This is a genomic window from Streptomyces sp. NPDC058008, from assembly GCF_042886395.1.
In the GTDB taxonomy this organism is placed as follows: Bacteria; Actinomycetota; Actinomycetes; order Streptomycetales; family Streptomycetaceae; genus Streptomyces.
In genome coordinates this window covers 17,461-30,727 of record NZ_JBHVQX010000040.1, presented here as the reverse complement: position 1 = coordinate 30,727, position 13,267 = coordinate 17,461, and the positions used below count along the sequence as shown (strand labels likewise).

Genomic DNA, 13,267 nt, shown 5'->3' with positions numbered 1-13,267 from the left:
GGCGGGACCGCGCGGCACCCGGGACCGGCGATAGTGGAGGCAGCCCGTCCGCCCGTACACGTCCGAAGGAGGCCGTGCGGTCTTGTCCCTGTTCTGGCGCATCTTCCTGCTCAACGCCGCGGTGCTGGTCGCCGCCGGGGCTCTGCTGCTGCTCGGCCCGATCACCGTGTCCGCCCCGGTGGTGCTCACCGAGGCTCTGATCCTGGCCGGCGGCATGGCCTTGATGCTCGGCGCGAACGCCCTGCTCCTGCGGCTGGGCCTCGCCCCGCTGCAACGGGTCACCCGGGCGATGACGACCATCGATCTGCTGAGCCCGCGCCCGCGCCCGGAGGTCGCCGGCGAGGGAGAGGTGGCGGCGCTGATCGAGACGTTCAACAGCATGCTCGACCGGCTGGAGGCGGAGCGCGCGACCAGCAGCGCACGGGCGCTGGGGGCCCAGGAGGCCGAACGCCGCCGGGTCGCGCAGGAGCTGCACGACGAGGTGGGCCAGACCCTGACCGCCGTCCTGCTGGAACTGAAACGGGTCACCGGCCACGCCCCGGAACCGCTGCGCGAGGAGCTGGCGCAGGTCCAGGAGATCACCCGGGGGAGCCTGGACGAGATCCGCCGCATCGCGCGACGGCTGCGCCCCGGGGTCCTGGAGGAGCTGGGGCTGGTCAGCGCCCTGACGGCCCTGACCACCGAGACGCCGACGCCGAAGGGACTGACGATCAGGCGGCGGATGGAGAAGGACCTGCCCCCGCTCGGCGAGGAGGCGGAGCTCGTCGTCTACCGCATCGCCCAGGAGGCGGTCACCAACACCGTCCGGCACGCGGGCGCCACCGTGCTCGAACTCTCCCTGCGCCGCCGCCCCGGCGGGGTGGAGCTGCGGATCCGCGACGACGGCCGCGGCCTCGGCGAGGCCCAGGAGGGCGCGGGGTTGCGCGGCATGCGTGAACGCGCCCTGCTCATCGGTGCCACACTCACCCTCGGGACCGGTGCGACAGGCGGCACGGACGTACGCCTCGATGTGCCCGTACGGAACGGAAGCGCCTGACCATGCCCCACTCCCCCGCCGGGTCCCGGACGACCCGCATCCTGCTCGCCGACGACCACGCCCTGGTGCGCCGCGGCGTGCGGCTGATCCTGGACGGCGAACCGGACCTCCAGGTCGTCGCCGAGGCGGGTGACGGCGCCGAGGCGATCGAGATGGCCCGCGAGGAGCGGCCGGACCTCGCCGTGCTCGACATCGCCATGCCCCGCCTGACGGGCCTTCAGGCAGCCCGCGAGCTGTCCCGGGTCATGCCGGAGCTGCGCATCCTGATGCTCACCATGTACGACAACGAGCAGTACTTCTTCGAGGCCCTGAAGGCGGGCGCCTCGGGATTCGTCCTGAAGTCGGTCGCCGACCGGGACCTCGTCGAGGCGTGCCACGCGGCCATGCGCGACGAGCCGTTCCTCTACCCGGGCGCGGTCACCGCCCTCATCCGCAACTACCTCGACCGGGTCCGGGACGGCGGTGACGTTCCCGACCGGGCGATCACCGAGCGCGAGGAGGAGATCCTCAAGCTGGTCGCCGAGGGCCACTCGTCGAAGGAGATCGCGGGCATGCTCGTGATCAGCGTCAAGACCGTGGAGCGGCACCGGGCGAACCTGCTGCAGAAACTGGGGCTCCGCGACCGCCTGGAACTGACCCGGTACGCGATCCGGGCGGGACTCATCGAGCCGTAGGAGGCACCGGCCCTCCGGACGGCCACCGTTCCGCTGTGCGTTTCATACGATTCTCACCCGGTGCGCTTACGGTGGCCCTGTGACCCAGACGACCCCGCCCGGCTGGCATCCAGACCCCGGGCACTCAGGAATCGGCCCCCTTCACGAACGCTGGTGGGACGGGAGCCGCTGGACCGACCAGCTCCGGATACCCCCCGCGGCGGTCCGGCGCCGCCGCATACGCATCGGCGCGGCCATCGCCGCCGGCGTCGTGGTACTCGCGGCCGTGGGAGGCGGCGCGTACCTGCTGGGCAACAGCTCCGCGGACCGCGCCGGTTCGGCGGCGGCCCCCGCGCCCTCGGAGAGCCCCCGCGTCCCGGGCGCGCCCGGCGGAGGCGGAAGTGACGGCGGGCAGGACGGCGACGGCCGGAGCCCCGGCGGGCAGATGCCGCAGACGGAGGACGGATACGCCACCGACGCGGCCAGCGGGATCAGCATCCCCGTACCCGACGGCTGGAAGGGCCAGTCCGGGCCGATCAGCGCGGGTGTGACGACCGGTGAGTACGCCTGCCCCGGTGACGAGTCCCAGACCTGCGTGCGCGGCGGGGTGTTCTCCGCGCCGGCCCAGGCACTCAGGATCGACGCGACCACGGCGAAGGCGGCGGCGGAGGCCGACATCAAGGCCAACGCCGAGGAGTCCTACGGCGAGAAGATCTACGGAGGCGTCACCTCGCACGAGGAGCTCAGGGCGGAGGCCGTGACGGTCGCCGGGCAGAAGGGCTACCTGGTGCGCTGGAAGGTGGTGACGAAGAACGGCGACGACGGGTACGTCGAGTCGCTCGCGTTCCCGTCCCCCAACGTCAAGGGCATGCTGGTGGTCGTCCGGTCCGGGTTCGACATCAACGCCGAGGCACCGAAGCTCTCGGTCCTGGACGACATCACCAAGGGCATCAAGCAGGCGGAGGGCGCAGGTTCCGCCTCCGGTACCGGCCGGACCGCCTGACGCGTCCGACAGCGCGTGAGCGCCGTACCGGAAGGTTCCGGTACGGCCCTCACGCGTACGGCCCGCCCCCGGGCGGCCTCGCCGGGGTCAGATCCCCGCGAGGTGCCCCGTCCGCAGTGCGGCGGTGACGCCGCCGTCGACGAGCAGATCGGAGCCGGAGACGAAGCTCGCGGCGGGGCTCAGCAGGAACTCCACGGCCGCGGCGATATCGGCCGGGGCGCCTTCGCGCCGGGCGTTGGACCCGTCGATCATCGCCCGCATCCGGGCGCCGTGCTCGCCGTCCAGTTCCTCCCGGCCCATGGGTGTGGCGATGACTCCGGGGCTCACCGTGTTGATCCGGGCGCCCCTGGCGCCCCATGTCACGCTGGCGGCCTGGACGCGCACGAGGTTGGCGCGCTTGGCGAAGGCGTAAGCGGCTCCCGCGACGGGGAAGTTGGCCGGGTCGGCGACCGGCAGGGCGAGGAGGGAGCCGGCCGGGGTGTTCGCGAGTTCGCGCTCCTGCTCGCTCGCGAAGGGCGGGTAGCCGTGTCCGGCCATGCTGGCGATGACGACCCCCGCGCCGCCGCTCGCGACAACCTGTCCGAACTCCTCGAGCACCAGCGCCACACCGAGCAGGTCCACCGCGAGGATCGCGGCCACGGGCGCCTGCACGGGGGACAGCCCGGCGGTGTGCACCACGTACCGGACCTCCCCGAGGGAAGCGGCCAGCCGGGCGAGCGCGGCCACCGACTCACCTGACGACACGTCGACCTGCTGGGGCGTCACCTCGTAGCCCTCACCGCTCAGTTCGCCGGCCACGGTGTCCAGGGTGCGCCGGTCGAAGTCCGCCAGGACCAGACGGGTTCCCGTTCCGACGCGGCGGGCGATCGCCTGCCCCATCCCGCCGACACCGATGACCACTGCGACGGTCCGCGACACGACATCTCCCTCGGTCGGGGCACGCGCCCGAGCACGCCTGCCACCTGTCATACAAGTGCCGTTTACCCTACAGGTGCAGGGAAGACGGGCGGACGGTACGGCCCTCGGAGGATCACCATGCCCAGGGGCCGCGTACCGGCCGGGATCCGCGTCACGTCCCCGGTCGCCACGTCGACCACGCTGATGCCGTCCCAGTGGCCGTCCCGGGTGAAGCCGCCCGAGACGTAGGCGGTGCGGCCGTCGGCGCTGACCTCGACGTCCTCGTGCGGACCGTCCAGCGGGATGACGCGTTCCCGCCCACCGGGCGAACGGACCGTCAGGGAGGGCCCCGCGTCGGTCGCGGGGTCGATGGGACCGGTGCCGACGACGTGAAGTGTCCCGTCCTCCGTGACCGCGACCCCGTGCTGGTGGGTGTCGGCGGTCATGCGCTCGACGCGGACCCGTCCTGTGCCCGGTTCGACCACGGCCAGGCGCTCCCCCTCGAAGGGGAGGAGGAGGGCGCCGTCGGACGGGCGTACGGCGGCGTAGTGCGGCTTCAGCCAGGACCCGAGGCCCCCTTCGGTCCCGTAGGGGGCCACTTCGATGCGCCGGGTCCCCCAGGTCGCCGCGTCGACGACCGTGACGTCGAAGGAGTCGTGGCCGGTCGCGTAGACCTGCCGCCCGTCACCCGAGACGTCGACGTCGAAGGGCCGGCGGCCGACCGGGGCCGTCCCGACGACCTCGCGCCGCCCGGTGTCGATCGCTTCGAGCGTGCCGGATGCCCCGGGGACGTTCACGCCGACGTAGACGGTGCGCCCGTCCGGGGAGAGCGCGATCCCCATGCCCCCGCCCCGGTACTCCCCCGTGGTGACGGGCCCCGTGTCGGTGGCGTACGGGATCAGGGCGGTCCGCTTCCGGGCTTCGGTGTCCACCACGGCCACACCCTCGGCCGTCGCCACCCACGCGGTGCCGTCGCCGCCGAGCACGATGCCGTACGGGGCCGTGCCGACCACGACGGACCGCCGGCCGGAGGGCCCGTGCCCCGAGGGGTCGACGAAGGTGACGGTATCGGCTCCGAAGTCCGTGACCAGGAGAGTCTCCCCGGCGGCAGGGGCCGGGGCGCCGGCCGTCCGCTGCCGCGCTGAGGCCGACGCGGAGGACGGGGCCGTGTCACGGGACGGCGCGCATCCGGCGAGGAGCGCCACGAGGGCGATGAGGGCGACTGCCGCAGCACCCGCGCGCCTCCCCGCCACCGTCCGGCGACGCGCTCCGGCGCTGCGGCCCGCGGAACGCTCCGCCGGGGTGAGGAGTCGGTCGGCTCTCATCGGTGGCACCTTCCCGTGGTTCGCGTGGCGGGCGGGAGGGCCGTCGTGGCGCCAGGGCCTCCTCCCGCCCTCCCAGCCTCCACCCCCGGCCCGGACGGCCCGTCGTCCGGGCGGACGGACCCGGGCCGCCGGGCGGATGACGGGCGGGTCGACCGATCGGATGACCCGCCACCCGCCCCCGGAGCCGCACGGCAGGCTCGCACGGTCGGGCGGGCTCCCGACCTGGAGCGGCGGTGCCGGACAGCGGCTCCGCCGGGCCGGGTGCCGCGCGCCGGGATTCCCGGGCCCGCCTCGCCCGCGTCGGTCCTGATGCCCCTCCGCGCCGCGGAGACACCTCGCTCCCGCCTCCGCGGCGCGCCGGAAGTGCCCGGAGGGGCCCCTGAGATGCGTGACGCGTGCCGTGTGATCCTGGCGCCATGACTGATCGACACGAGGTCACCGTCAGCCGTCGGGGACGGACCCCGGCCCAGGACGACGGATTGTCCGGGTTGCTGGCGGCATATCACCTGCGCACGGAGGCCGAGAAGGGCGAAGCCGTCGACGACGTGGACGGGCTGCCCGACCGCTACCGGGCGGAGATCTCGGACCCGGGGACCGCGTTCGCCGACGATGTCGTACTGGTGTCCCTGATCGGCGAGGTCCCCGTGGGATGCCTGGTACTCACCGCCGCCACCGATGGCCGGTCGGAGATCAAGAGGCTCTGGACGGACCCCGGATTCCGGGGCAGAGGCGTCGCCTCCGCCCTGATGGGTGCGGCACTCGCGCACGCGTCGGAAGCCGGCGTGAGCGGTGTCCGGCTCTCGGTGTGGAAGTGGCGTACCGAGGCCATCGCCCTGTACGAACGGCTCGGCTTCACCGCCACGGCCTCGTGGGACGAACGCCGTGAACTGGTCTGCATGCGGCGGCCGGTGTGACACGGACCAGGTGGCGGCCCCTCGGACGGTACGAGTCCGCCTTCGGCTGTCCGGCCCGACCGGCCACCCCGGTAGGCAGCTCTCGTACACACCCACCGGGTCGCTGACCGGGAGTGGGGCCGGATGGCCACGGTCCGCGCGCCGCGTCCGAGGGCGGGACACGTTGGCGTGTGGAGGGACGCGTCCTCGGGCGCCGGCCCACGCCCGCAGGCCGGGGAGGGCGACTCCCGATGACACCGACGGCCACGCCGTCACCCGCGCCCGCACGTGGGCGGCCGGGGACCGACGGCCCGGAACGGGCGTGCGGGCAGCGGAGGTTGCGCGCCATGGCTCCCGGACGGACCGGGGCCGTCGGGCCATCCCCCGGCCGCAGGGGCGCGATTCCCCCGCACCGTGGCGGACGGAGTAACCCTGAATCGATTCTGCGGGTGCATTGCCCCGGCCGGGGCCGGTGGTGCGGCGTGGTGCGGCGGCCGGGGCGTTAGACATCGGGCATGGATGATCCGTTCACCTTCAGCCCTCTGAGGCCGCCGGGAACACCCCCCGACGCCCAGCCCGCGGAGCCGTCGGCACCGGCCGCCGGGCCCGCCCTCCCCCCGGCTCCCGGGTCCGCCACGGTGCCCACCGTGCCCCGGGCCTCCGGGGGCGGGGCCTCCGGGGGCGGGGCCGTCACCGGCCGGGACCGGGACGGTGGCCCTTCGCGGGAGCCGGAGCCGTACGGGTGACGGACCGGGCCCGGTGGAGGACGACTGCGACCGGGGACAGGCCGCGGTACCTGTACAGGGACCTGCGCAGGTAGACGAGGGCTTCGTCCGCGGGGGCGAGACGCAGACCCGGGTAGCCGTCCAGGAAGGCGTTCCAGTGGACGCAGGATTCCTCCGGACGCCCCAGGGACAGCAGTGTCGCCGCGAGCCGGGCGTGGGTCAGCGCGGCGGATCTGCGCCGGTCGTCACCGCGGGCCGCGGCCGAGGAGGCGAAGGACCGCGCGGCCCCTTCCCGGTCCCCGAGCGCGAGCAGCACCTGGCCGCGCTGGTAGTCGAGGCCGGCCCGGGGATACGAGTCGAAGGGCCCGGCCCCCCGCGTCACGCGGTCGTGGTGGCTCTCGGCGGCCGCGAGGTCGGCGACCGCCCGGCGGCCTTGCCGTGCGTGGGCGTGGGTGACGGCCCGCTGGCTCAGCAGGAAGGCGAGGGTGGACGGGTCGGCGACCGGCCCGGCCCCCATCGCGGAGTCGGCGAGCTGCGCAGCCTTCTTCAGGAATCCCAGCCGGAGTGCCTGAAGGCTCATGGCCCGCAGGGTGATGGCGTACACACGGGAGTCGCCGGCCTCCTGCGCGAGACCGAGGGCGGTGGTGAAGTAGCGCTGCGCCAGGCTCGGGTACCCGGCGTCCATGGTCATGCGGGCCAGTATGTGGGTGAGTTGAGCGGCGCAGCTGAACAGCTGCCCCCTCAGGGAGGAGTCCGCGCGAGCGGCCAGGAGACGGCTCGTGTCGTCGGTGAGGTAGGCGGCCAGGGCGGAGCGGGCGTGCCCGCCGCCGTGGCGCTCCATGAGATCGGCGAAGATCTGGCACATCTCCCGCAGCGCCCGCACCTCTTCGGCGGTCACCCGGCTGTGCGGGGAACGCGGCCGTACGGGGACGGGCCGTTCCGGGTTCCAGCCGGGCGAGTCGACGGCGCGCAGGCTGTACACGCCCCCGGTGAGCTGGGAGCGGCGGGCCGGGTCGGCGTCGGTGCGGGCCAGGATGGTCAGCCGGCCCGCGGCGTCGTCCGTCTCCGTCCCGGGCGGGAGCGCCTGGTCGTCGGCCGCCCGCCCGGGGCTGATCAGACCGGTCTCCTCGGCCGTGACCAGGCGTTCGGTGCGGCGGCTGAAGGCCGCGGCGACCAGGTCGGGCACGGGGGGCCGGGGGCGCGAGCCGGTCAGCCAGTGGGCGACCGACGTGCGGTCGTACCGCAGGCTCATGCCCTGTGCCTTGCCCAGCGCGTTGACCGCCCTGGCCAGCTCCGCCGGGTTCCAGTCGGCCTCGGTGAGCAGGAGGGCGAGTCGGTGGTTCGGTTGGTGACGTGCCACGGCCCGGCCCCCTCGGAATGATGTGCACGTCGCGGTGCCCGGCGGGCCGCCGGTACGCGGGCAATCATGCGCGAAGGGCACGTTCGAGGGTGCGCCGGCGGGTGTCGAGAGGAATTACCCCCTGTATTCCTCAGGCCATCATCCCGCCGGCGCCGTCAGCCGGAAAGGCCGTGATCAGGACAGTGCGGCCGGGAACCGTGGGCGCGCTCAGGTCGCGACCCAGGCCTCGTAGAGCTCGTGGTCCGCGGGCGGAAGCCGGCTGCCACCCGGTTCCACCCCGGGCGCACGCCCGGAATGGTCCCCTCGCGCGCCCGGAGTCCGGGAGGCCGACGGTCACATGCTCGTGGACGACCTGCGACTGCCCCTGAAGGCGGGCTCGGGCTCGAAGGAGAGGGCCGGACCGCTCGACCGACCTTGATCAACAGCGTCTGCGGGAACGTGTGGGGCGGCGCCCCTGGAAACGATCAAGAGGGGCCCCGAAGGAGCCCTCTGATTTGCGACTCTCTCGAGTCTGGACGACAGGATTTGAACCTGCGACCCCTTGTCCCCCAGTGAACGAAACACCGTCCAGAGGGTTCCGTGAGATCCAGACCGCCGTGAGATCCAGGGGGAGCGAAAACGTCCAGGTCGGCGCAGCGAATTCCACGTCAGTCCGTGCAGTTCGTGAGACCTGTGTGAGACGACCGTGAGACGACGAAGCCCCGGCTCGGTGGAGTTCACCGGCCGGGGCTTCGCCGCCCCTGGGGCGGTCAGTTCTGCTCGTCGTCCTCGGACTCTCCACCAACGACGGGCGGGCAGGGTTCAGCGGGGGCCGTACTGATCCGTAGGCACCCGTCCCTGCCGAACAGCTCGACCAACTGCAATGGATGGGCGCGGGCCGCACTGCGGCCGGGGGCCTCTCCCGTCGTCACCCGCGCCCCTCCAGGTCCGCCCACACGATCTTGCCCCAGCGCCGCTCATCCGTGCCCCAGTCGGTGGCCAGCGCCGCAACGAGGCGCAGGCCGCGCCCGCCGTCTTCACTGTCGTCGGCTTCGCGCCGCACCGGCCGCGCCCGGGAGAGATCCGCGACGCCGACACGTACCCGCGCAGCGCCGGGACGGTCGATGACGACCCGGATGGACTCCCGCCGGGCGTGCTGCACGGCGTTGGCCACCAGCTCGGAGACGATCAGCGCCCCGTCCTCGGCCAATGCGTCCAGCCCCCAGACAGCACAGGCGGTACGAAGCAGGCGCCGCGCGGTGGCTGCGCTCTCGGGTTGCCTCGGCAGGGTCTCGCTGTACCCGGGGTGCCCGGTCTGGCGGGCCCGGGTTGTAGGTTGCGGCATGTCGGTCTGCTTCCTTCAGATCGGCCAGCCCCGGGGCCGTTCGCGCGGTCGCCGGGGCGCTTCGCGTTCAGGTAACCGGGGTGCGTGATCATGCGGAGGAGCCGACCAGGGGGCCAGGGAGGGGCCACACTGGATACGGAAGGGGACCACCATGAGCGACACCACCGAGCGACGCCGCGAGTTCGGCGCCTGCCTCGCCGGTCTACGGCGGCACTCCGGCCGCTCGCAGCGGCAGTTCGCCGCCGTGCTGTGCGCCGTGTCCGGCGCCCAGTCGATCACACGGAATGAGGTCTCCCGGTGGGAGCGCGGGGAGCGCATCCCGGACGTGTGGCTGCCCACCTTCGCCCAGGTACTCGGTGTGCCGCTGCGTGAGCTGGAGCAGGCCGCCGCGTACGCCCGGGGGGACACTCAGGCCACCCTTCCCGGGGTCGCGGCCACCCTCGCGGACCTGCTGCCCGACGGGGGCGCTCTGGAGCCCCTGGCGACCCCCCGTGGGCGTCGGATCGGTGCCACCACCGTGGACGGCCTGGCGGCTCGCGTCCACGGCCTCCGGCTCGCGGACGATGTGCTGTCCGGCGGTGACCTGATCGCTCCCGCCTTCCGGGAGCTGCGCGCCGCCGTCCGCCTGTACCGCGAGTCCGAGCACTCCGAGGAGACGGGGCGCGGCCTGCTCGTGCAGATCGGGGAGTTGGGCCAGATCGCCGGATGGATCGCCTCCGACGCCGGCCGGGGTGAGGACGCGGAGCACGCCTACCGACTCGGTCTCTCGGCCGCCCGGCAGGCCGGGGACGCGCCGCTGGTGGCACAGCTCGCGGGCAGCCTCGCCTACCACCTGACGAACAGCGGCCGGGAACGGGAGGGCCTGGAACTGGCGAAGGCAGCGGTCTCCGAGGCCGGGCCGGACGCTCCGGCCACAACCCGCGCCCTGTTCCTGGACCGCGTGGCATGGGCGCATACGCGTGCCGGGGAGGCTCAACCGGCCCTGCGGGCGCTCGGGGAGGCCCATGCCGCCCTGGATGCCACGGACGGCCCTCCCGCGCCGACGTGGGCCTACTGGGTGAACCGCGAGGAGCTGGAGGTCATGGACGCCCGGGTGTTCACCGAGCTGCGTCGCCCGCTGCGCGCGGTGCCGCTGCTCCAGGACGTGCTGGGACGCTACGACGCCACCCACGCCCGGGAGATCGCGCTGTACCGCTCATGGCTGGCCGTGGCGCTGGCCGACGCCAACGAGCCCGAGCAGGCTGCCGAAGAGGCCCGCCGCGTCATCGACACGTCCGGCGATCTCTCCTCAGAGCGCACGGCGGAGCGGGCCCGGACGGTCCTGCACCGGCTGAAGGAGTACGAGGACGTGCCCGAGGCACGCGAAGTACTGGCCGACTACGGGCACTTGTTGCTTGCTTAGGGGTACGCCACTCGTCGTTTCCGGTCGGTCAAGCCAGCAAAGTGCCTTCAGCGAAGGCGTCGAGGAAAGAGGGACTTTGTCCGATCAGCAGACTCCGCTGCGCCTGCCATACGGCACCGGTCCTACGCCCCCATGCTGCTCGCCCTGATCGCGGAGCGTCCGACGGAAGCGTGCGGCGCCCGCTGGAGCCCGGACGTGGACCTGACGCCGGGACGATCGCCGTCGGCACCAACACGCGGACGATCGTCTGCGACCGCACCCAGGAGAGGGGCAGCGGAACAAGGTCGTGGAGAAGGGGGCGAAGACCGAGGCCGGGAAGCGCACGCTGCCCCTGCCGAAGCCGGCCCTGCGGGCACTGAAGGCGTTCCGCGCCGCGCAGGCAGCGGAGAAACCGGCCGCCGGGGAGGCGTACGAGGACAGCGGGTACGTCCTCGTGGACGACCTCTGTCAGCCGTGGAAGACGGACAATCTCCGGCGTGAGGCGCACAAGCTGATGGCCACCACGAGTGTACGGAAGGTGCGGTCGTACGACGCGCGGCACGCCTGCCTGTCGTGGATGGCGGACAACGGGGTGCCGGACACGGTGGCCTCCGCGTGGGCCGGTCACTCGGACCTCGGGTTCACGAAGCGAACCTACGTGCACCCCGACCCGCAGTCGCTCAGGGCGGGTACGGAGAAGCCGGCCGAACTGCTCGGCTGACCTTGATCAACAGCGTTCGTGAGAAATGGTGAGACGGCGCCCCTGGAAACGATCAAGAGGGGCCCCGAAGGACCCCTCTGATCTGCGACTCTCTCGAGTCGGGACGACAGGATTTGAACCTGCGACCCCTTGACCCCCAGTCAAGTGCGCTACCAAGCTGCGCCACGTCCCGCTGTCCGTCTGACCTGGGGTTTCCCCCTGGCCGAACGCGCATGAGAACAATACCGCACTTGCACCGGTGCTCACGAACCCGTTTCCCGGGCTTGACCTCAACCAAGCTTGACGTTGAACGCTGAGCCACATGACGAACACGGACACCACGCACGCGCCGGTCCACGGCTACGAGGAGCTGGACCGGCTGATGGGCCTCATGACCGGTGACGAGAAGCACGGACCCGCCGCGACCTCCACACTCGACGCCCTCTGGGTGCTGTACGACCGGGTACTGCGGGTGTCGCCGCGCACGGCGCACTCCCCCGGCCGCGACCGCTTCCTGCTCTCCAAGGGGCACGGCCCCATGGCGTACTACGCCGTCCTGGCCGCACACGGGTTCTTCGGCGAGGAACTGCTCGCCGGCTTCGGCACGTACGACTCGCCGCTCGGGCACCATCCCGACCGCCTGCTGGTACCGGGCGTCGAGATCGGCAGCGGGTCGCTCGGGCACGGGCTGCCGCTCGCGGTGGGGAGCGCCCTGGGACTGCGGGCCCAGGGCCTGAGGGAGCCCGGCGTGTGGGTGCTGACCGGTGACGGGGAGCTGGACGAGGGCAGCAACCACGAGGCGATCGCGTACGCGGGCCCGGCCGGGCTGGACCGGCTGCACACCGTGGTGATCGACAACGCCTCGGCGAGCTACGCCAGGCCGGGCGGGATCGCGGCCCGTTTCGAGGCCGCCGGATGGTCGGCCCTGACCGTGGACGGACGGGACCACGAGGCGCTGTACGCCGCCTTCACCGCGCCGCACCCCGGCCGGCCGCACGCCGTCATCGCCCGTGTGGCACCCCGCCGCTGATCATCCGCACCCGAACAGGACGAAGGACATCCCCATGGACACCATGCGTGACCGCTTCATCTCCACCACCACCCGCCTCCTGGACGAGGACCCGCGCGTCGCCCTGGTGCTCGCCGAGATCAGCCGCGACGGCTTCGGCCCGGCGCAGCGGGCCCATCCGGACCGGGTGGTCAACGTCGGGATCAGGGAGCAGCTGCTCATCGGCGCGGGTGCCGGGATGGCCCTGACCGGCGTACGGCCGATCATGCACACCTTCGCGAGCTTCCTCGTGGAGCGCCCCTTCGAGCAGGTGAAGCTGGACCTGGGGCATCAGGGCGTGGGCGGGGTACTCGTCAGCGCCGGGGCCTCGTACGACTGGCCGGCCGGGGGGTTCACCCACATGTCGCCCGGCGATGTCGCCCTCCTGGACACGCTCGACGGCTGGACGGTGCACGTCCCCGGCCATCCGGACGAGGCCGAGGCGCTACTGCGGCGGGCCGTGGAAGGGGACGGGCGGGCCTACGTACGCCTCTCCCTCCAGTCGAACAGCACCGGCCGCCCGGTCACGGGCCCGGACTTCAGCACGGTGCGGGAGGGAACCGGCGGGGTGGTGATCGCCGTGGGCCCGATGCTCGACAGCGTCCTCGAAGCGACGGAGGGCCTCGGTGCGACCGTGCTGTACGCCACGACCGTGCGCCCCTTCGACGCGGCCGGGCTGCGCCGCGCGACCGGTGCGCACGGCGCGGCGGATGTGGTGATCGTCGAGCCGTATCTGGCCGGCACCTCGACGAGGGCGGCCGACGACGCACTGTCCGACCTGCCCCACCGGGTACTCGGACTGGGGGTGGGCCGGGCCGAGTTGCGCCGGTACGGGCAGATGGCGGAGCACCTCGTGGCACACGGCCTCGACGCACGCTCGCTGCGGGAGCGGATCAGCGGTTTCCTGGGCCTCTGAAGCCGG

General features: G+C 73.1%; 12 protein-coding genes and 1 tRNA gene. 8 read left to right on the top strand and 5 right to left on the bottom strand.

Features of this window, described 5'->3' with window-relative positions; all coding sequences use genetic code 11:
• The first annotated feature begins 82 nt into the window (after window positions 1-82).
• The 3 genes from ACFVS9_RS30260 to ACFVS9_RS30250 all read left to right on the top strand — a co-directional run bounded on the left by ACFVS9_RS30260 (window position 83) and on the right by ACFVS9_RS30250 (window position 2,692).
• Window positions 83-1,036 (top strand): HAMP domain-containing sensor histidine kinase, encoded by a 954-nt coding sequence (locus ACFVS9_RS30260; RefSeq protein WP_389937504.1) that lies wholly within the window; start codon window positions 83-85, stop codon window positions 1,034-1,036.
• 2 nt (window positions 1,037-1,038) lie between these two features.
• Window positions 1,039-1,710 (top strand): response regulator, encoded by a 672-nt coding sequence (locus ACFVS9_RS30255; RefSeq protein WP_389937501.1) that lies wholly within the window; start codon window positions 1,039-1,041, stop codon window positions 1,708-1,710.
• Between the two features lie 79 nt (window positions 1,711-1,789).
• A complete protein-coding gene (locus tag ACFVS9_RS30250; RefSeq protein WP_389937498.1) occupies window positions 1,790-2,692 on the top strand; it encodes a DUF2510 domain-containing protein in 903 nt (300 codons plus the stop codon).
• A gap of 87 nt (window positions 2,693-2,779) precedes the next feature.
• Here the strand turns inward: ACFVS9_RS30250 and ACFVS9_RS30245 are convergent, their stop codons facing one another.
• Entirely contained in the window at window positions 2,780-3,610 is an 831-nt protein-coding gene (locus tag ACFVS9_RS30245) for an SDR family oxidoreductase (RefSeq protein WP_389937495.1), read from the bottom strand.
• A gap of 62 nt (window positions 3,611-3,672) precedes the next feature.
• A complete protein-coding gene (locus ACFVS9_RS30240; RefSeq protein ID WP_389937492.1) occupies window positions 3,673-4,914 on the bottom strand; it encodes a YncE family protein in 1,242 nt (413 codons plus the stop codon).
• Window positions 4,915-5,330: 416 nt separating this feature from the next.
• Here ACFVS9_RS30240 and ACFVS9_RS30235 point away from each other — a divergent pair, with 416 nt between their 5' ends.
• On the top strand, window positions 5,331-5,828 hold the full coding sequence (locus ACFVS9_RS30235) for a GNAT family N-acetyltransferase (protein WP_389937489.1): 498 nt from the start codon (window positions 5,331-5,333) through the stop codon (window positions 5,826-5,828).
• A gap of 669 nt (window positions 5,829-6,497) precedes the next feature.
• Here ACFVS9_RS30235 and ACFVS9_RS30230 read toward each other — a convergent pair.
• Entirely contained in the window at window positions 6,498-7,892 is a 1,395-nt protein-coding gene (locus ACFVS9_RS30230) for a hypothetical protein (RefSeq protein ID WP_389937486.1), read from the bottom strand.
• A gap of 907 nt (window positions 7,893-8,799) precedes the next feature.
• Window positions 8,800-9,216 carry an ATP-binding protein gene (locus tag ACFVS9_RS30225; RefSeq protein WP_389937483.1) on the bottom strand — a complete coding sequence of 139 codons (417 nt, stop codon included), beginning with the start codon at window positions 9,214-9,216 and terminating at the stop codon, window positions 8,800-8,802.
• A gap of 151 nt (window positions 9,217-9,367) precedes the next feature.
• On the opposite strand from ACFVS9_RS30225, the gene ACFVS9_RS30220 reads away from it, so the two are divergent.
• The gene (locus ACFVS9_RS30220; RefSeq protein ID WP_389937480.1) at window positions 9,368-10,618 is read left to right on the top strand and encodes a helix-turn-helix domain-containing protein; all 1,251 of its coding nucleotides are present in this window, start codon (window positions 9,368-9,370) and stop codon (window positions 10,616-10,618) included.
• Between the two features lie 286 nt (window positions 10,619-10,904).
• A complete protein-coding gene (locus ACFVS9_RS30215) occupies window positions 10,905-11,318 on the top strand; it encodes a tyrosine-type recombinase/integrase (RefSeq protein ID WP_389937477.1) in 414 nt (137 codons plus the stop codon).
• Window positions 11,319-11,416: 98 nt separating this feature from the next.
• Here the strand turns inward: ACFVS9_RS30215 and ACFVS9_RS30210 are convergent.
• Window positions 11,417-11,490, bottom strand: a tRNA-Pro gene (locus ACFVS9_RS30210).
• A 129-nt stretch (window positions 11,491-11,619) separates the two neighbouring features.
• Between ACFVS9_RS30210 and ACFVS9_RS30205 the strand changes: the two genes are divergently transcribed.
• Both ACFVS9_RS30205 and ACFVS9_RS30200 read left to right on the top strand, forming a co-directional pair.
• Entirely contained in the window at window positions 11,620-12,327 is a 708-nt protein-coding gene (locus ACFVS9_RS30205) for a transketolase (protein ID WP_389937474.1), read from the top strand.
• Window positions 12,328-12,361: 34 nt separating this feature from the next.
• Entirely contained in the window at window positions 12,362-13,261 is a 900-nt protein-coding gene (locus ACFVS9_RS30200) for a transketolase family protein (protein ID WP_389937471.1), read from the top strand.
• Window positions 13,262-13,267 lie beyond the last annotated feature (6 nt).

What these genes read in the sequence shown, in the direction of transcription:
- ACFVS9_RS30225 (WP_389937483.1), bottom strand. Translation starts at nt 9,216, where the DNA reads ATGCCGCAACCTACAACCCGGGCCCGCCAGACCGGGCACCCCGGGTAC.
- ACFVS9_RS30220 (WP_389937480.1), top strand. Translation starts at nt 9,368, where the DNA reads ATGAGCGACACCACCGAGCGACGCCGCGAGTTCGGCGCCTGCCTCGCC.
- ACFVS9_RS30255 (WP_389937501.1), top strand. Translation starts at nt 1,039, where the DNA reads ATGCCCCACTCCCCCGCCGGGTCCCGGACGACCCGCATCCTGCTCGCC.
- ACFVS9_RS30235 (WP_389937489.1), top strand. Translation starts at nt 5,331, where the DNA reads ATGACTGATCGACACGAGGTCACCGTCAGCCGTCGGGGACGGACCCCG.
- ACFVS9_RS30240 (WP_389937492.1), bottom strand. Translation starts at nt 4,914, where the DNA reads ATGAGAGCCGACCGACTCCTCACCCCGGCGGAGCGTTCCGCGGGCCGC.
- ACFVS9_RS30200 (WP_389937471.1), top strand. Translation starts at nt 12,362, where the DNA reads ATGGACACCATGCGTGACCGCTTCATCTCCACCACCACCCGCCTCCTG.
- ACFVS9_RS30205 (WP_389937474.1), top strand. Translation starts at nt 11,620, where the DNA reads ATGACGAACACGGACACCACGCACGCGCCGGTCCACGGCTACGAGGAG.